The sequence below is a fragment of the Marivita lacus genome, from assembly GCF_014637725.1.
GTDB classification, from domain to species: Bacteria; Pseudomonadota; Alphaproteobacteria; order Rhodobacterales; family Rhodobacteraceae; genus Marivita; species Marivita lacus.
The window spans coordinates 878,906-896,962 of record NZ_BMFC01000001.1 but is presented as its reverse complement, the minus strand read 5'-3'; the positions used below and the strand labels follow the sequence as shown (position 1 = coordinate 896,962).

The 18,057-nt window shown below is 62.9% G+C and carries 12 protein-coding genes; 8 read left to right on the top strand and 4 right to left on the bottom strand.

Translation table 11 applies throughout. The features are described from left to right. Positions 1 to 11 precede the first annotated feature (11 nt). Together IEV82_RS04265 and IEV82_RS04260 are read left to right on the top strand one after the other, a co-directional pair. Entirely contained in the window at positions 12 to 1,655 is a 1,644-nt protein-coding gene (locus IEV82_RS04265; RefSeq protein WP_188480813.1) for an ABC transporter permease, read from the top strand. After that, positions 1,648 to 2,286 (top strand): ATP-binding cassette domain-containing protein, encoded by a 639-nt coding sequence (locus IEV82_RS04260; RefSeq protein ID WP_188480690.1) that lies wholly within the window; start codon positions 1,648 to 1,650, stop codon positions 2,284 to 2,286. The genes IEV82_RS04265 and IEV82_RS04260 overlap by 8 nt, the downstream gene beginning before the upstream one ends. 7 nt (positions 2,287 to 2,293) lie before the next feature. Here IEV82_RS04260 and IEV82_RS04255 read toward each other — a convergent pair whose 3' ends face one another. Then, positions 2,294 to 3,079 carry a WecB/TagA/CpsF family glycosyltransferase gene (locus IEV82_RS04255; RefSeq protein WP_188480689.1) on the bottom strand — a complete coding sequence of 262 codons (786 nt, stop codon included), beginning with the start codon at positions 3,077 to 3,079 and terminating at the stop codon, positions 2,294 to 2,296. 247 nt (positions 3,080 to 3,326) lie between these two features. Between IEV82_RS04255 and IEV82_RS04250 the strand changes: the two genes are divergently transcribed. From IEV82_RS04250 to IEV82_RS04225, 6 genes are all read left to right on the top strand, one after another. Next, positions 3,327 to 4,454 carry a Gfo/Idh/MocA family protein gene (locus tag IEV82_RS04250; RefSeq protein ID WP_188480688.1) on the top strand — a complete coding sequence of 376 codons (1,128 nt, stop codon included), beginning with the start codon at positions 3,327 to 3,329 and terminating at the stop codon, positions 4,452 to 4,454. Then, on the top strand, positions 4,442 to 5,374 hold the full coding sequence (locus tag IEV82_RS04245; protein ID WP_188480687.1) for an NAD-dependent epimerase/dehydratase family protein: 933 nt from the start codon (positions 4,442 to 4,444) through the stop codon (positions 5,372 to 5,374). Before IEV82_RS04250 ends, IEV82_RS04245 begins: the two co-directional genes overlap by 13 nt. Then, entirely contained in the window at positions 5,371 to 6,627 is a 1,257-nt protein-coding gene (locus IEV82_RS04240; protein ID WP_188480686.1) for a glycosyltransferase family 4 protein, read from the top strand. Before IEV82_RS04245 ends, IEV82_RS04240 begins: the two co-directional genes overlap by 4 nt. Beyond that, complete coding sequence (locus IEV82_RS04235) at positions 6,624 to 7,592, top strand: glycosyltransferase family 2 protein (RefSeq protein ID WP_188480685.1); 969 nt, start codon at positions 6,624 to 6,626, stop codon at positions 7,590 to 7,592. The genes IEV82_RS04240 and IEV82_RS04235 overlap by 4 nt, the downstream gene beginning before the upstream one ends. A gap of 13 nt (positions 7,593 to 7,605) precedes the next feature. Then, a complete protein-coding gene (locus IEV82_RS04230) occupies positions 7,606 to 9,714 on the top strand; it encodes an NAD-dependent epimerase/dehydratase family protein (protein ID WP_188480684.1) in 2,109 nt (702 codons plus the stop codon). Positions 9,715 to 9,850: 136 nt separating this feature from the next. Further along, positions 9,851 to 11,014, top strand: a complete 1,164-nt coding sequence (locus IEV82_RS04225; protein WP_188480683.1) for a CpsD/CapB family tyrosine-protein kinase — start codon at positions 9,851 to 9,853, stop codon at positions 11,012 to 11,014. Between the two features lie 3 nt (positions 11,015 to 11,017). Here IEV82_RS04225 and IEV82_RS04220 read toward each other — a convergent pair whose 3' ends face one another. The 3 genes from IEV82_RS04220 to IEV82_RS04210 all read right to left on the bottom strand — a co-directional run bounded on the left by IEV82_RS04220 (position 11,018) and on the right by IEV82_RS04210 (position 18,055). Further along, positions 11,018 to 12,352, bottom strand: a complete 1,335-nt coding sequence (locus IEV82_RS04220; protein WP_188480682.1) for a Wzz/FepE/Etk N-terminal domain-containing protein — start codon at positions 12,350 to 12,352, stop codon at positions 11,018 to 11,020. 175 nt (positions 12,353 to 12,527) lie between these two features. Then, entirely contained in the window at positions 12,528 to 13,481 is a 954-nt protein-coding gene (locus tag IEV82_RS04215; protein ID WP_229747657.1) for a hypothetical protein, read from the bottom strand. Further along, positions 13,478 to 18,055, bottom strand: a complete 4,578-nt coding sequence (locus IEV82_RS04210; protein WP_188480681.1) for a MupA/Atu3671 family FMN-dependent luciferase-like monooxygenase — start codon at positions 18,053 to 18,055, stop codon at positions 13,478 to 13,480. The genes IEV82_RS04215 and IEV82_RS04210 overlap by 4 nt, the downstream gene beginning before the upstream one ends. Positions 18,056 to 18,057: the final 2 nt, after the last annotated feature.

Here is an 18,057-nt window from a genome sequence, read left to right as displayed (position 1 = left end):
CACTCGCCATCATGGTCGGCCCCGTGGTGGCGGGTGTCTTGGGCACGATTGGCCCCGCCTTCGGCTACATGCCGGCGCTTGGCGGTGACGCGATCACCCTCACCGCCTTTGTCATGCTGTTCGACTGGCCCGGCATCACCCGCGCCAGCGTTCTGAGCGTCACCACCGGTGTCGCGGCAACCTCCTTGTCCCTGCTGCTGGTGGCCCTCATCTGCGCCGCCTGGAGCGGATCGCGCGCCTTTCGCATCATCGAACGCATGCTGTCGCCGCTCTTGTCGGTGCCACACGCCGCTGCAGCCTTTGGGCTGGCCTTCCTGATCGCACCGTCAGGATGGATCGCGCGGGCCACATCGCCCTGGCTGACCGGATGGGACAGACCGCCGGACCTGCTGATCCTCCAAGACCCGCTTGGCCTGTCCCTGATCGCGGGGCTGGTGGTCAAGGAAGTGCCGTTCCTGCTCTTGATGACGCTCGCGGCACTCACCCAGATCCGCACGGTACAGGCCCGCGACACCGCTCTGGCCTTGGGATACGCCCCGGTTACGGCGTGGTTCAAAACCATCTTCCCCCGCGTCTATGCGCAGATCAGGCTGCCGGTCTACGCGGTGCTCGCGTTCTCCATGACAGTCGTGGACGTGTCCCTGATCCTCGGGCCGACAACGCCATCGACACTGTCGGTGCAGATCCTCAAATGGATGAACGACCCGGACCTGAGCCTGCGCTTTCTCGCCTCGGCTGCGGCTGTCTGGCAACTGGCTCTGGTCATCGGCACGTTGATCCTGTGGCGCTTGGCAGAATTCGCGGTTGCGCGTCTGGGGCGCATCTGGGTCACCACGGGCACACGCGGAGGCGCGACACGCAGCATCAAGGCCCTTTCCCTGACCGCCGCGATCCTGAGCGCCAGCGCCATCGCACTCGGCATCCTTGGCCTGCTGGTCTGGTCCTTTGCCGGGTTCTGGAGCTTTCCCGACCTGCTGCCCGGCACGTTCACGACACGGACATGGATGCGCCACACAACGAACCTTTGGCCTGTCATCACCGAAACCCTGATCATCGCGTCGGTCTCGACCTTTGTCGCCCTGCTGCTCACACTCGCCTGTCTGGAGGCAGAGGAACGCCACGGCCTGAAACCCGGCACCCGTGCGCTCTGGCTGCTCTACCTGCCACTCATCGTGCCGCAGATCGCCTTCCTGACCGGGTTGCAGACTCTGGCCATTTATACCGGCCTGGACGGCAACCGGACCGCGGTGATCGCGGTGCATATCGTCTTTGTCCTTCCTTATGTCTTCCTGTCGCTGGCAGACCCATTCCGCGCCTGGGATGCACGCTATGGCCGTGTCGCGCGGGCGTTGGGCGCGGGCTGTGACGGGGTGTTGTGGCGTGTCCGTCTGCCGATGCTGCTGCGTCCCATCCTGATCGCGTCTGCCGTGGGCTTTGCCGTGTCCATCGGGCAATTCCTGCCAACGCTTCTGGCAGGCGCAGGACGGGTGCAGACCCTCACCACCGAGGCGGTCGCGCTGGCCTCCGGGGGTGACCGGCGGGTCATTTCCGTCTATGCGCTCAGCCAGACGGCGCTGGCGCTCTTGCCCTTCGCGCTGGCGCTGTTCGTTCCCGCCATCCTCTGGCGCAACCGCAGGGGGCTGCGCCATGCCTGATCCCGGACTGACCCTTGACGGCGTGGTGATCCGCCGCGATGGGCGCACGCTGGTCGACATCTCGGACCATGTCGCACCCGGCGAGGTGCTGACCGTGATGGGCCCCAGCGGATCGGGCAAGTCAACGCTGCTGTCCTACATCATCGGCACGCTCGACGCGGGGTTCGCGGCGCAGGGACAGGTAAAGCTGAACGGCACCGACATCACCGATCTCGCCCCCGAGGCGCGGCATGTCGGCATCCTGTTTCAGGACGACCTGCTGTTTCCGCACCTGTCGGTGGGCGAAAACCTTGCCTTCGGGCTGCGCGCCAGCATCAAGGGCCGGGCAGAGCGCAAACGCAAGATCGACGCAGCGCTTGAAGACATCGGGCTTGCTGGCTTTGCCGCACGCGACCCCGACACGCTGTCCGGTGGGCAAAAGGCGCGGGTCTCATTGATGCGGATGCTGCTGTCAGGTCCAAAGGCGCTGCTTCTGGACGAACCGTTTTCCAGGCTCGACACGGAACGTCGCGACAAGATCCGCGAACTTGTTTTTGCGCAGGCACGCGCGAACGGGCTGCCTGTTCTGCTGGTCACCCATGATCACGCCGACGCAGACGCGGCGGGTGGGCGGGTGCACCGGCTGGACTGACACTGCGTTACTCGCCCTCGGGTGCCGTTCGCGTCGGCACCTGTGCACACCGCAACTTCAGCGCATGGGCCAGTTCGACTGGCAGGATGGCAAAGCACCTCGCATAGCGCGGGATCAGGCGCGCGGGCTGCGACAGCGCCCGCCACAGCCATTCCATCGCGATGGCGCGCACCCATCCCGGCGCCCGCACCTGTGCGCCCGAAAAGAAATCCAGACCCGCACCGATCGAGATAAACCCGACATGATCCAGCTTGCCACGCCCGTAGGCCGCGAACAGCTCTTGTTTGGGCGCGCCCAGCGCAAGGAAGGCGATATCGGCTCTTGAGGCGATCAGCGCCTCCAGAACCGCATCCGCCGAAGCGCCTGTCGGATCGAACCCCATCGGCGGGGCCAATGTGGCCACGATCCGCGTGCCGGGCACTTCGCGTTCAAGATAGGTCTTTGCAGCGGCGAGTGTGTCATCGGTGCTGCCAACCAGCGCCAGCGTCTTGCCATGTGCCGCCGCGATCCGCACCAGTGGCAAAATGGCATCAGAGCCGGGGATCAAAGACACCGGCCGCCCGGCCAGTTTCGACATCCAGACGATCGGGTTGCCATCGGCCACCACAAGGTCTTGTGCAGCGTAGGCGTCCCGAAACCGCTGGTCCTGACGCAATTTTACCAAATGGTCCAAATTGATCGTGGCCAGTGAAAACCCGTCCCCCGCACGCAGGCGCGACGAGATCTGCCGCTCGAGAGCGACCCAATCGGAGACGTTGACCGTCACATCGAAGTCTTGGCCCCAAAAGCGCATCGGTGCCTCCTGTATCGTGACTTTGGGGATTTCTGCCTGCGTCATGCGGCCAAATCGCGACCACGGCGCTGCAAAATCAAGACATTCCTGCAAAATTTATCCTAAGACACACGAGAAATCCGGCGTTTGTCGAATTATGACCATGATTGGATGGTCTACGCCCTGCGGAAAAGACGCACAAACCACATGAGCAGCCTGTGAAACGCATCCGAAACCGTATTGTCCGCCGTCCTGTGAGGGTCGCGGCATGAGCGGTGTTGTCTCGATCATCGGCTGCGGTTTCGTGGCCGATCTCTACATGCGGTCGCTGCGCGCGATGGACGGCATCACCGTGGCCGGGGTCTATGACAAGAATGCCACACGGCTTGCGCAGTTCTGTACCTTCTGGGATGTGCCCTCCGTCTCGTCGCTGGAGCAGCTTCTGGATCAGCACCCGCGCGATGGCGTCGTGCTCAACCTGACAAATCCCTCCGCGCATTTCGAGGTGAATTCTGCCTGCCTTGCCGCGGGCTGCCACACCTATTCGGAAAAGCCGCTGGCCATGAGCGTCGACGACGCCAAGGCGTTGCATGCACAGGCACAGGCGGCCAACCTGATGCTGGCCTCCGCACCCTGCAGCATGTTGGGCGAGGCGGCGCAAACCCTTGGTCACGCCATTCGCACTGGTGTTGCCGGCGTGCCACGTGCCATTTATGCCGAACTGGACGACGGGTTCGTGCCGCAGGCGGCGTATAAAAAGTGGCTCTCGGAATCCGGCGCGCCCTGGCCCTTTGAGGATGAGTTCCGCGTCGGCTGCACGCTGGAGCATGCGGGCTACTATCTGGGCTGGCTGATCTCGTGGTTCGGATCGGTGCGCACCGTGGTGGCCGCCTCAGCCGAAACCATCCCCGACAAGGAAGGCACCGGGCCGTTCGCACCGGACCTGTCTGTGGCGACGTTGTTTTTCGACAAGGGTCCGATGACCCGCCTGACCTGTTCGATCGTCGCGCCGCACGATCACCGGATCCGCATCATCGGCAACGATGGCGTGTTGTCCTGCAAGGCGGCTTGGGACAATTCCGCCAAGGTGAGTTTTGCCAAGCGCATGACGATCCGCCGCCGCCTGATGGAATCGCCCTTTCCCAAACGGCTGAAGCTGCCCCAGCCGACCCATCCCAAGGTCAAACGCTGGGGGGCTGCCGCGATGAACTTCATGCTTGGACCAACCGAGATGCTGGATGCGATCCGGCAAGGCCGTCCGTCCCGCCTGTCCAACGATTTCGCGCTGCACATGACAGAGGTGACCCTCGCGATCCAGAACGCGGGCGAAACCTCCGGCGCACAGGCGATGACCACGCGCTGCAATCCGATGGAGCCGATGCCATGGGCGATGTGACACGCGTCCTGATCACCGGGGCGTCCGGGTTCATCGGGCGCGCCACGGTCCAAGCCGCCCGTGATGCGGGGCTGGAGGTCGTCGCGGTGCAGCGTCGTGCGGGACCCGAGCGCGAAGGCATCACGTACGTTTCGACCGACCTGACCGTACAGGACAATGCGGAGATGCTGGTTGACGCGATGCAGGGATGTGACGCCGTCATTCATCTGGCCGCCGCCATGTCGGGCGATCCGCAGGACCACGCGCGCCTGACCATCGGTGGCACGCAGCGGATCATCGAGGCGATGCAGGAGGCCGGTGTCGGCCATCTGACGCTGGCCAGCTCTCTTGCCGTCTATGACACCCGTCACGTGCCCGTCGGCGGAGAATTGACGGATGGCACACCGCTGGTGACCCAAAGCACCGCGCGCGATCCCTATTCGGGTGCGAAGGCACAACAGGAATCCCTTGCCCGTGCTGCGCGAGTCAACAGCCTGACCGTGCTGCGCCCCGGCATTGTCCATGACGCGGATCACCTGTGGAACGCGCATCTGGGTGTTGCCGTGGGGCCACTACTGTTCGGCGCGCCACCCAACGATCCGTTGCCCATGTGCCACGTCACGCGCTGTGCCGCGGCCCTGGTGCTGGCCACGACTCAGCGGGTCAATGGCACTTTCACCCTTGTCGATCCGGCGCTTCCGACCCGCGGCGCGGTGATTTCGGCTCTGCAACAGACCGGCTGGCCCAAGGCAGTTGCGCCGCTGCCCTGGCGGGGTCTCTGGACTGTTGCCAATATGCTGCGCCCGGTTGCGTCAAAGCTGCCGGGCCTTTTGCGCGCGCCGGTCCTGCGTCAACGGCTGCTGCCAATGACATACCGGTTTCAGCCTCCGATCGGGCTTGATCTGCCCGAACCGCCCCCGCTCTGGGACACCGCAACATGAGCCTGCCCAAGATCGCATACCTGACGGGCGAATACCCCCGCGCCAGCGACACGTTCATCCAACGTGAGGTGGCGAACCTGCGCGCGCTGGGGCACGAGGTTCTGACCTGTTCGATCCGCACCACGGGGGCCGAACATCTGGTCGGGCCAGAACAGCGCGAGGAGCATGCGCGCACGTTCAAGGTGCTGGATGCCCTGCGCAATCCGGCTGTGACGCTCAAGGCCCATCTGCGCTGGATGAAGACCCCGGGACGTTACTTGTCGGCGCTGTCGCTGGCGTGGCGCAGCGCTCCCAAGGGCATCAAGGGACGGCTTTACAACCTGATCTATTTCGTCGAGGCGGGAGTTCTGGCCGCGAAACTGTCCGATGAGGGTGTGACCCATTTGCACAACCATATCGCCAAGGCATCTTGTACCGTGGCGATGCTCGTGGGCGCGCTGTCAGGGCTGCGCTGGAGCTTTACCATCCACGGGCCGGACATCTTTTTCGAGCCGCACCACTGGCGCATCGACGAAAAGGCGGTACGGGCCGCGTTTGTCGCCTGTATCAGCCATTTCTGCCGTTCGCAGCTCATGTGCTTTGCCGACGCGCAACATTGGCACAAGCTGCATATCGTTCATTGCGGTGTGGACCCGTCGCGGTATGCGCCCAAGCCGGTTCGAACCGGCTTGCGGGCGCTCTTTGTCGGACGGCTGGCGGGCGTCAAGGGTGTGCCGATCCTGATCGACGCCGTGGCGCGATTGGCCAGCACATACCCAGACCTCAGCCTGCGCCTTGTCGGTGACGGGCCTGACCGCAAGGCGCTTGAGGCCGAGGTCACCCGACGCGGCCTGCAGGACCGTGTGGTGTTTCTGGGCTACAAGTCACAGGCCGAAGTGGCCGAGGAATTGGCCCAGACGGATGTGTTTGTCCTGCCCAGCTTTGCCGAGGGTGTGCCTGTTGTGCTCATGGAAGCGATGGCATCGCAGGTGCCGGTGCTGACCACGCGGATTGCAGGGGTGCCGGAACTGGTCGAGGACGGCGTGAGTGGCAGGGTGGTGGCGCCCGGTGACGTGAGCGCCTTTGCGGACGCGCTGGACAGGCTGTTGTCGGATGCGGAGTTGCGCAAGGCTTACGGTGCTGCAGGCCGTGCCAAGGTGGTCGCGGAATACGATGCTGCGCGAGAAGCACGGTGGTTGTCGGAACTGATCACCACCTATACCGAGGGACGCGCCACACCCGGCTTGCGACCCGAGGCGGAGGCTGCATCATGAGCGTGGATGTCGTCCTGATCGGCCGCAATGAAGGCGACAAGCTGGTCGCGTCGCTGGCCTCTGTCGCGCCGCAGGCGCGGCGCATGGTCTATGTGGACAGCGGGTCAAGTGACCAGAGTGTTGCCAATGCTGAACAGGCCGGTGCCATCGTTGTCAGGCTGGACATGTCGGTTCCGTTTACCGCAGCCCGCGCCCGCAACGAGGGGTTCACGGCACTGATGGCGCAGGACACGCCGCCTGACGTGGTGCAGTTCCTCGATGGTGATTGCATCATGGCCGAGGGCTGGCTGGCACAAGCCGAGGCGCGGTTGCGCTCCGAGGACGGGCTGGCGCTGGTCACCGGGCAACAGCGCGAGATGCGGCGCGATGCGAGTGTGTTCAACCAGATGTTCGACGTGGAATGGTCGCGCCCGGCGGGCGAGATCCTGACCTGTCCGGGCAACATGATGGTGCGCGTCGGTGCCTTTGAAAAGGTGGGCGGGTTCAATCCAAAGGTGATCGCCGCCGAAGATGACGAGTTCTGCACACGGTTGCGCAAGGCCGGGTGGCGGCTGGTGCGGATCGCGGAACCAATGGCCGGGCATGACGCGAACATGACGCGGTTCGCGCAATGGTGGAAACGCGCCGAACGCACCGGGCACGGGTTTGCCCAGGTCGGGCACATGCATCCGGAGTATTTCGTGCGTGAACGTCAGCGCGGCTGGGTCTACGGTGTGATCCTGCCTGTGATCGCATTTGTCGGAGCGTTTGTGTCGCCGGTTGTGCCGGTCCTCGCGATAGGGCTTTATGCACTGTCCTACTGGAAAACGATGCGCGGGTTGAAGGCCGAAGGTCTGCCCGACCAAGAGGCGCGCGCGCACGCGGTTTTCCTCACACTGTCCAAGTTTCCGAATGTCCTTGGCATGATCCGCTTTCACTGGCGGCGTCTGAGCCACGCGCAAATGCGCATCATCGAATACAAGTAAAGGGTAGACACGAATGGCGTCTTCGAAAATCCGGGTTGGTCTGATCGGGGCCGGGTACATCGCAAGCTGGCATGCCGACGCGTTGCGGGCCACCGATGGGGTCGAGATCACTGCTGTCTGCGATCCATCCCTGGCGGCGGGCAAGGCGCTGGCCGATGCGCTGGGTGTGCGCGCTTTCGGGGATCTGGCTGACCTGATCGAGGCCGGGGTCTGCGACGCCGTGCATATCCTGACGCCGCCGCATCTGCATCACCCGCTGGCGATCCAGTGCCTGAAGGCGGGCCTGCATGTGCTGGTGGAAAAGCCGGTGGCGACTTCGGCCATCGAGACAGCCGAGATCGAGGCGGTCGCGCAGGAACATGGCGTGCGGTTTCATGCGGGCCACAACTTCATGGGTCTGCCGTCTTATGACCGTCTGAAGGGGATGCTGGCGAAAGGTGATCTGGGTCGCGTGTCGGTCGCCGAGGTGCATTGGTGCCTGCCGCTTGCGCCACTGCGGTCGGGGCCGTTCGGCATCTGGCTGCTGCGGGAACCGAAGAACCTGCTGCTCGAACTCGGCCCGCACCTGATGGGATTCATCGTCGATCTGTTCGGCGTGCCGGACATCCGGTCGGTGCAGCTGTCCAAACCCGTTGACCTGCCGGGTGACGACACCCGGTACCAGTCATGGCGCATTGTCGCGCAGGCAGGGGATGTTGACGTGACGCTGACCATTTCGATGGTCGAGACGATTGATGACCGATCCCTGACCTTGCGCGGGTCGTCCGGCCGGGCGCGGCTGGACTTTGCGGCGGACACGCTGGTGGTCGAGCGCGAGAATGCGTCCGATCTGGTGTTGAATCCGTTGCGCCGGCAGCTGGACCTGTCTTGGCAACATCTGCGCGAAGGTCTGGGCAACACCTTTACCCAGGTCAGATCGCTGAATCGCAAATCGCCTTACGCGCTGAGCTTTCAGGGGATGAACACGGCGATCTACACCGCGCTGCGAAAGGGCACAGAACCGGACGTGCGTTTCTCGGGGGCCAGTGCGGTGCAGGTGATGTCCGCGCTGGATCAGACCTTGGCATTGATCCCCGCGGACATGCTGAAACCGGCTGCACCCAAGGTGAAAACCCGCGATCCGAAGCCGACTGCCATGGTGATCGGTGGTACCGGCTTTATCGGACGCGCCCTCACGCGAGCACTGGTGGCCAAGGGGCAGGATGTGCGTGTGTTGAGCCGGGGGCGATCCGGGCCGTTCCCCGACCTGCCGGATCAGGTCGAGACCGTCGGTGTCTCGCTTTACGACAAGGACGCGCTTGTCGAGGCGATGCAGGGCATCGACGTGGTCTACAACCTTGCCCGATCGCTAGAGGGGACATGGGACGAGGCGCTGGAGCATGACGTGGGCGTGGCTGTGCGGATTGCCGACGCGTGCCAAGAGGCAGGTGTCAAACGGCTGGTCTATACCGGCACGATCGCAAGCTATGACATGTCCTCGCCGCTGCAGAAGATCACCGAAGACGTGCCCTTCGCCGCCGACATGAGCGACCGCAACATGTATGCGCGGTCCAAGGCGGAATGCGAGAAGCGGCTGATGGAGATGCATCGGCGCGACGGATTGCCATTGGTGATCGCACGACCGGGGATCGTGGTAGGGCATGGCGGGCCGCTCCAGCACTGGGGCATCGGGCGTTGGCATGGCGCGGGCGCGGTGCGGATCTGGGGGGATGGGTTGAACATCCTGCCCTTCGTGCTGATCGACGATGTGGCGGACGGCCTGATCCTGATGGCCGAACATCCCGATGCTGTGGGCCAGAGTTACAACCTGATCGGTGAGCCAATGTTGTCGGGCAAGGGCTATTTCGATGCGATCCAAAAATCCCTTGGCGCGCGGATCGGGGTCAGCACGGGCAACCTGACGGTGTTCTGGGCGGCGGATGCGATCAAGCATGTGCTCAAGGTCTACGCGCTGCGGCGGCACGGGCTGACCCGCCCGTCACTGGCGGATTGGAAAAGCCGGGCGCATCTGTCACCCTTCGTGAACACGAAACCCAAGGCGGAACTCGGCTGGTCACCGGAACAGGACAAGACGCGGTTCATCGAGAAAGCGATTGGCAAAGCCAATCTTTTCGGGTTCTGATCGGGGTCATTTGATAAACAATCCCCTCAAATCGGACGTATTCTTGACAGAATACGCTGACAAAGATCGACGACGCGGCATAGGTCGCGCTGATTCAGGACCGGAAAGCAGAGATGCCGCGCACAGAGGCTGAGACATGACCGAACAGCCCAAGTTCCAACGCCGCAAACGGCGCGTGGCAGAGGACGCTGTCGCGCAGACTCAGCGTGCGACGACAGCCACTCCGGACCAAACGATTGCAGACCTTGAAGCGCTGATCGCCGAGAAAGAGGCGTTGTTGCAGCGCAAGGCCGAGCTTGAGGCAGAGCGCATGCGGCAGGCCGCACGCGAGGCCAAGCGCGCCCGCGCCGCGAAAGCCGCTGAAGAGCAGGCGCATCAGGCCAGACTGGCGCGCGAGGCCGAATTGGAGGCGAGGCAGCGCGCGCGAAAGGCAGAAGAGGATGCGCAGCGCAAACGCGATGAAGATGCGCACGCCGAACAGGCCAAACGCGCTCAGTCAGTGAAGCCAAAGGCGCCGCTGGTGCTGGCCCGTGCGCCCGATCCCAAACCGCAAAGCGCAGCTGTCTTTGATCCCGAAGCATCGTGGAAAAGCATCGACCGGTTCCCGCTTGATGCGCAGCGCCTTGCAGAGAGAAACGTGATCACCGCATTGCGCACCGATCCGTCACACACGCGGTTCGATATCCTGCGCACGCGCATGTTGCAGGCCTTGTCCGAGAACGGGTGGACGCGCGTTGCAATCACCTCTCCGACCAAGGATTGCGGCAAGACCTTTACGGCGGCGAACCTTGCCATCAGCCTGTCGCGGCAGGAAAACTGTCGCACCGTGCTGCTTGATCTCGATATGCGCAGCCCGAGCCTGCACAAGGTTTTTGGTGTGTCCGACACCGGATCCATCGGGGACATGCTGCGCGGAGACATTGCGCCGGACGCGCATCTGCAGGGCTTTGCGCCGAATTCCATCGCGGCAGGGTCCCATGTCGCCATCGGATTCAACGGAATCGTCGAACCCTATGCAGCAGAGCTGTTGCAAGACCCGTCAACGCAGGCTGTGTTTGACGAAATCGAGACCCAGTTCCAGCCGAACGTCATGCTGTTCGATCTGCCGCCTGCCCTGCTCAATGATGACGTGATCGCAATGCGGCCGCATATCGACGCGTTGCTGATCGTGGCTGCTGGTGGTCTGACCAAGGCAAACGACATCAAGGAAACCGAGCGCCGCATCGGTGAGAACATCCCACTGCTCGGCGTGGTTCTGAACAAGTCCGAACACATCGAGGCGGGCGACTACTCGTATTGAACCTTACTGCGCGTTGCGCGGCGACAGGGTGAGGCCTGCCAAAGAGGCAAGGGGTTTGGCCACGAGGGCAATAACCCCCAGAAGCAGCGCGATCACCGCGCCCAACATGAGCTTCAGGCCCTTTCCCTTTTTTCGAGAGGGGGTTGCGTTGGCCGCTTCAAGGACGGGCACTGAAATCACCGGACGGATGCCCAGAACACGCTCCATCTGAGCGGCGTTGCGGATCGGTGGGTTCATCAGTTCAAGAACAAAGGCGACGCCGACCGCAAGCATGAGACTGGCCACGCCGCCCATCATCGCGATCGACCTCTTGCTGCGCGACACCGCGTAGACCGGGACAATCGCGGGCTCCAGCACTTCGAACCGCGCGAGTTGGCGCTGTTCTGCGAGGTTCTGGCTCATCTCGGCATCCGCCTTGCGACGCGAGATCACAGTGAACTGTTCGTTCAACTGCGTGAGTTCGCGTTGCAGCGATGCCAGTTCACGCTCCACTGTCGGCGCTCGGCCCAGAAGCTCGTTGATCCGGGCGGTCCGCGTTTCGATCAGGTTGATCTGGTCCTGCAACAGGCTGATCTGGCGCTGCAGCTCTTCGGGACGGACACGCGCGCTGTTGGATTCAAGGGTCAGGACCTGCTGGCGCAGCGTCAGAAGCGAGGCGTTCAGCGTGGTCAGTTCGCCCTGCAGAACCGAGATGTTGCCGGGCAACACCTCGGCATTGGCCGATTTGAACTGTGCGATCACGTCTTCGGCGGCTGCAATTTCGGCGCGGATGCGAGCCTCTTCGACATTGAAGAACTCAAGCTCGACCTGGGCACGATCCACGCTGCGGCTGCGGGCCTCTTCCATCACGCGAGCCAACACTTCGTTGGCCACGTCCGCTGCCTTTTGCGGATCGCTCAGGTTGACGGTGATGACCATGCCGGACACGGCTTGCACCGGCTGCCAGGGCTCACCGGTCCCGATGGCTTCGATTGAGACGGACTGGCGCATCGCATCCAGACGCTGCGCCGGGGTCAAGTTGGGAATATTGGTAAAGAGATCGTACTTTTCCATGATCTCGACCAGAGAGCCACGGGACATGACGCGCTGTTCGATCAACTGAACCGTGCGGCGCGTATCAAGGCTGGCGCGGGTGTCGACCATTGCACCCACACTGGTGTTGGTGCCTGTGACCTGCGCGTCTTCGATCTGGACGACTGCGATGGCGTTGTAGACCGGAATACGGGAGAGCGCGATGACAAGCGCAATGACACACCCGACAAAGGTGATCAGCATGATGAGACGCATACGCCGCTTGAGTGCGGAGAATACCTCTTCGAACGACTGAAAATACAGCACGCGTCCAACTCCAGTACCAAGGCCCCCGCCTTGCCCAATTCGGGTCAGATCGTGACCGTCTGCCTTGGACAAGTCATAATCTAGTGAAATCAAGGCGGAATTGCGACACCAAAAACCGAAAGAAATGGAAACAACGTGTTTCCGCACCGTGCTTCACTGAAAAGTCAAAACGCGTTCAGTTCTGTGGAATGCCGGTGATCGGCAAGGTCGAGACCACGTCCCAGACTGTTCGTTGCATCAGATCGGCCAGAGCCTGCCCCGGTGCGGTTGACGGGGTGCCATCGGCGCGATCCAGATGCCTTGGCAGACCAACGGGCGTGCGTTGGTACAGCACCGCGTAATGGGTCAGGGCGACCAGATAGGCACCCAGATCATTGATATGGATCGGATCCAGCGTGCCGTCATCCATCCGCGCAAAGAGGTCTTCGCGTGATGTGATGCCGTCGACCCCATCGCCGGATTCGATCCGACGGACGAATTCGGCGATCACCCGACCGGCCGGGATCACGTGGATCGGACCGGCTTCAGGCGCAGAGGCCATGGCCTGTGCCAAGAGAACACCCTCCCAATAGCGCACCGGGTCTTCATCGAGCCGCGTCAGCCAGCCTTGCGGATCGTTCAGGTCGTGCCACGACTCGTAGAGAAACACACGAATGTCGGGGTTGCCCTCGCGCGCGGCGGAAGCCCATTTCTCAAGGTAATCCGGCGCGTCGAAATAGTTGATAGCGGCTTCGATCTCGAGCATCTCGGTCAGCACGAAGGCGTCGAAATCACCACTGGCCAAGGCGTCTTTGGCATCACGGTAATGGTCATGTGCGTTTTCCACATCGAAGCCCTGGATCGGTTCGTCGGGTTCCCAATGGGCCTTGAGCGGTGTGCCCCACCCAAGCTGGGACGCGTGATCATGCTCGGCCAATTGCGCCAGCATCGCGGGCATGTCGCGCCCGACGAGCGAGTGGCCAAGATGAAACACCGTCAAAGGGCCATTCGGCGGCGGGAGGGGTGTGTCGTAGCGCGCCGCGAGTTGATCCGGCGACAAGGGCTTTGGACCGGACAGATAGGCCCATGCTGCGGCACCGCAGGCCATCGCGGCCAGTCCGGCCAAAACAAGGTGAGCACGTCGCATCATGATGCCTGTCGCCGCGCGCGCATGGCGCGACGGCGCGCCATGGCATCGTTCCGGATCGCGGCGCGATCAACCTGGGCAGGCTGCGACATCGGAGTGACGTCTGCTGATCCCTGACCGCCTTGTGTCGCGCCGCCCAGCTTGGCCACGCGATCGGCCAGCGCGGACAGTGTCGGGAACTGGAAGATGTCGGTGATCGACAGCTTTGCCAGGTCCAGCCTGTCCCGCAAGGCACGGTGGGTCTGCACCGCCAAAAGCGAATGCCCACCGAGATCGAAGAAATTGTCTTCGGGTTGGATCGTCGTGACCCCCAGCACTTCCGTCCAGATCGCGGCGATCCGCGAGCGCAACGCCTCGTCCGCCTGACCGGTCATATGGACCTGAGTCCGCTCTTTTGCCTTGGGCCGAACAGCGATGATACCGGGCGCAGGCAGGGCCTTGCGGTCGATCTTCTGGTTCGGCGTGACCGGGAAGGCCTCAAGCGTGATCACATGCGCCGGGACCATGTAGTCGGGCAACCGCGCCGACAGGATTGCGCGCAGATCCTTGCTGTCGATCTCGGTCGTGGCGGTGATATAGGCCACAAGGCGCACATCTCCGGGTGTATCTTCGCGGGCCAGAACGACTGCATTGGTGATCCCGGTACAGGCCTGGATCGCGCTTTCAATCTCGCCCAGTTCGATCCGGAAGCCGCGCAGTTTGACCTGAGTGTCCGCGCGCCCAAGGAAATTCAGACGGCCATCGGCGCGGCGCTGGACCAGATCGCCGGTTCGGTAGATCCGGCCCGGCGCAAACGGGTTGTCGCGGAACCGGTCGGCTGTCATCTCGTCGCGCTGCCAGTAGCCCCGGGTGACACCGGCACCGCCGATCCAAAGCTCGCCCTCCTGACCGATCCCGACCGGGTTCAGATCGTCATCCAGAACATAAAGCTGCGTGTTCGCGATCGGGCGCCCGATATTGACGGTGGCGTCCTGTGCAGTCGCGATTTCCGCCGACGACCAGATCGTCGTTTCGGTGGGCCCATACATGTTGGTGATGGTGGCATCTGTGGCGGTACTGAGATCGGCCACCAAGGCACCCGGCAAAGCCTCACCCCCGAGCAAGAGGTGCTTCAATCCGCGCAGGTTGGGGCGCGCATCGTCGTCCATCGCGATCATCCGCGCCATGGACGGGGTGCATTGCATATGCGTCACACTGTGGCGGGACAGCATCGCAGCGATGGAGAAGTCGGTGTCTTCGTGATTGGGCGACGGCGCAGAGTGGCGCACGACCTCTGCCAAAGGTCTGAGACCTGCCAGAACCTGATCCGTGGCAATGCCGTAGTCGATCAGGCAGGCAATTTCCGAGACGCCAATCGCCTGAAGCTGTTGCACACGCGTCAAGGCATCGTCGATTGTCCCGAACAGGCCGGACTCGTTGAAATACCGTTCGAACGCGAAATCGAGGATGCCTTCCAGGTCTTCCTCACTCAGGTCGCCAAGGTTCAGTTCGAACGCGCTTTTCACGCCTTGCGGTTTCTTGAAGGCCGGGAAGGTCCAAGCGTATTGCTTGATCAGCCCCGCTGCAGAGCGCAAGTACTCCTTCATCGGTTCGCGCGCAATCTCGCGGGCCTGATCGCGCGTGTCGGCCAGACAGGTGTGCAGCATCAGCGTGACTGTGAAGTCATCCGGGTTGTGCCCTGCGTCGCGCAGCGCATGACGGTAGATCGTGATCTTGTCGGCCACCTCGTCGATGGACTGGCCCAGAAGATGCGTCAGCACATTGGCCCCGTTCGCCCCGGCCTCGCGCCATGTGTCCGGATTGCCTGCGGTCGTGACCCAGATCGGCAGTTCCTTTGACACAGGGCGCGGTTGCGTGACTACCTCGTGCATCTGGCCGTCCTTGCGCGGGAAGGCGACGGCTTCACCCCGCCAGAGCTTGCGCACCTTGTCGATGGCTTCGAACATCGCGGGCTTGTTGTCGGGGGGCGTGTTTTCCGGGCGCAGGACAAAATCGTCGGGCTGCCAGCCGCTTGCGATGGCAATACCCGCGCGCCCGTTGGTCAGGTTGTCGATGACAGCCCATTCCTCGGCAATGCGGGCGGGATGGTGCAGCGGGGCAACACAGCTTCCGGCGCGAACACCGATGTTCCTCGTCACACCGGCAACGGCAGCCCCTGTGACCGACGGGTTCGGATAAGGGCCGCCAAACGCGTGGAAATGGCGTTCCGGCGTCCAGACGGCGCAAAAGCCGTTTTCATCGGCGAATTTCGCGCCCTCCAGCAAGAGGCGATACTTGTCCCGACCAACGCCGTCATCATTGCCCCAATAGTAGATCGAGAATTCCATGCCATCGCCACCCTTGCGGGCAGGACCACCCGAGATGATGCCTCGCTGGCTGGCACTGGGCAGCACAACCTTGATGCCGCGGGCCATGGTGTAGAAGAGTTCCAGCACCGAGATATCGAAACTGAGGCTGGTGACCGCAAGCCAAGCGGCGTTGTCGCGGTCCGGAACAACCGCATCCATGCCCGCATAGAAATTCATCACGTTGCGATGTTCGACCATGACGCCCTTGGGCAGTCCGGTCGACCCGGAGGTGTAGATCACGTAGGCCAGATGATCGGGCGATGCGACCGGATCGGGATTGTCGGTCTTGGCCACGGCCAGACGCGGATCGCGGTCGATGACAAGAAGGTCAGCCTCGGTCGCCGGCAATTCGGCATGCAGAGCGTGTTCGGTGATGACCACAGATGCGCCGCTGTCCGTGAGGTAATGCGCGAGTCTGTCGCGCGGATAGTCGGGGTCGAGCGGAACATAAGCGCCGCCTGCCTTGAGAATGCCCAGCGCCCCCGCGACCAGCTCGGGACCACGGCGGCAATGCAGACCGACCATCCTGTCGGGCTGCACGCCCATCGCGCGCAGGGTATGCGCGACACGGTTGGCGCGTTCGTTCAGGGCTGCAAAAGTGACCTCTTGGTTTTCGAACACGAGCGCGATCGCATCCGGGGTGCGGGCAACCTGCGCCTCAAAAGCGGCATGCATGGTCGTCGGTCCATCAAGGGGCACGTCGGTCGCATTAAATGTGCTCAGGACATGTTCGCGTTCCTGCGGGGGCAGCGCCGCGATGTCCGCGGGTGCAGTGCCTTTCGCCAGTTGTCCGGCGATCCAGTTCAGACGGTGGACCAAGACATCGGCAAAATCGGGTGCGATCTTTCCGTGATCCACATGCGCGGTCACGTTCGGACCCGTCACCGTGAAGGTGATCGCCGTCCCGGGAATATGTCCGGCACCCTGCGACACTCCGATTGCGGGGGTTTCAAGCCGCGACAGAGCCGCATCCCGCAGGGGCAGATCGGTTGCAAAGCCCGTTTCGACATGCGGAAGCGTTTGGCCAAGTGACCCGGCGAGGACCGGAACCCAAGGGCGGATCAGCCCGAAGCGGGCATTTTCAATCAGCTGCGGATTGGAAAATGCGAGAACTGATGCGTGTTCCGGTGACAGACGTTGGGCCAGACAGCCCAGTGCCTCGCCCAGATGCTCGGAATGGATGAGAGTATCGCGTGTGGTGAGTGCTGAATCATCGGACCGGGTGAAGGGCAGCGACAGGGGCACCACACGAGCGAGCATTCGACGCCAGTGCCCTTCCATCTTTGCCACGGGGCGCATTGCGTCTGTGATCGCCGCGCGGTTAGTGTCGGACAGGGACGGCAGGACATCACCCAAGGCGACTTGGCTAGACGGGTTGGCGGACTTGCCGTCGGTCCCGGTCAGGTTCTTCATCTGCAGGGCACCATCCGCGAAGGCGACTGTCAGGGACGCCTCATCAACGGCGATCACGGTGCCCGGTGCGGCGCTGCTTTCCGTCAGTGATGCTGCACCGATGTTCAGGATCAGGTCGCCAATGACCAGTTTCGGCGTACAAAGCGGATTCCAATACGTCCCGTGATCCAGCGCGCGGATCAATCTCACGGCATCGGATGCAGGCTGGTCGAAACGGAGAACGCCATTGGCCTCGGGCCTGTCGGTCAGCGCGTGGTAGCTGCGGTGAGACATGCCCTGAGCGCGGCGGTTCGGCAGGCCGTGGGTCATTTCGTGAAGGAGGTCGGTGAAGCTGGTCAGCCCGGCCTCATAGCACGTGGTGTTCAGCGTGAGCGCCGTGTCGTGGGGCGAGATGTCAATGCTGCGTTCAACGAGGATATCACCGGTGTCGACACCTTCGTCGATCAGGTGCCAGGTGATGCCATGTGTGGTCTCGCCCTCGATCAGCGCCCAGATCGGAGCATTCAGACCGGCGCGTCTGGGCAATGGTCCGTCGTGGAAATTCACCGCACCTGTCCGGCCAAGCGACAGGATTTGGGGCGGCAGGATCTTGAGGTTGGCGATGCTCAGCACCCAATCCACCGTGACAGTCCCAAGCCGCGTGGAGAGGTCGGCACCGTGACCTTCGCAGCGGATACCGTGTCCCTTGGCCCATTTCGCCACATCCGGATTGTCGGTCACGAGGGCAGCCAGACCATGTCCCTGAGACAGGAGCGTCTCGGCGCAATGCTGTGTGAGGCTTTCGTCTCCGATGATGATGCAGTCGAACTGGGTCATGG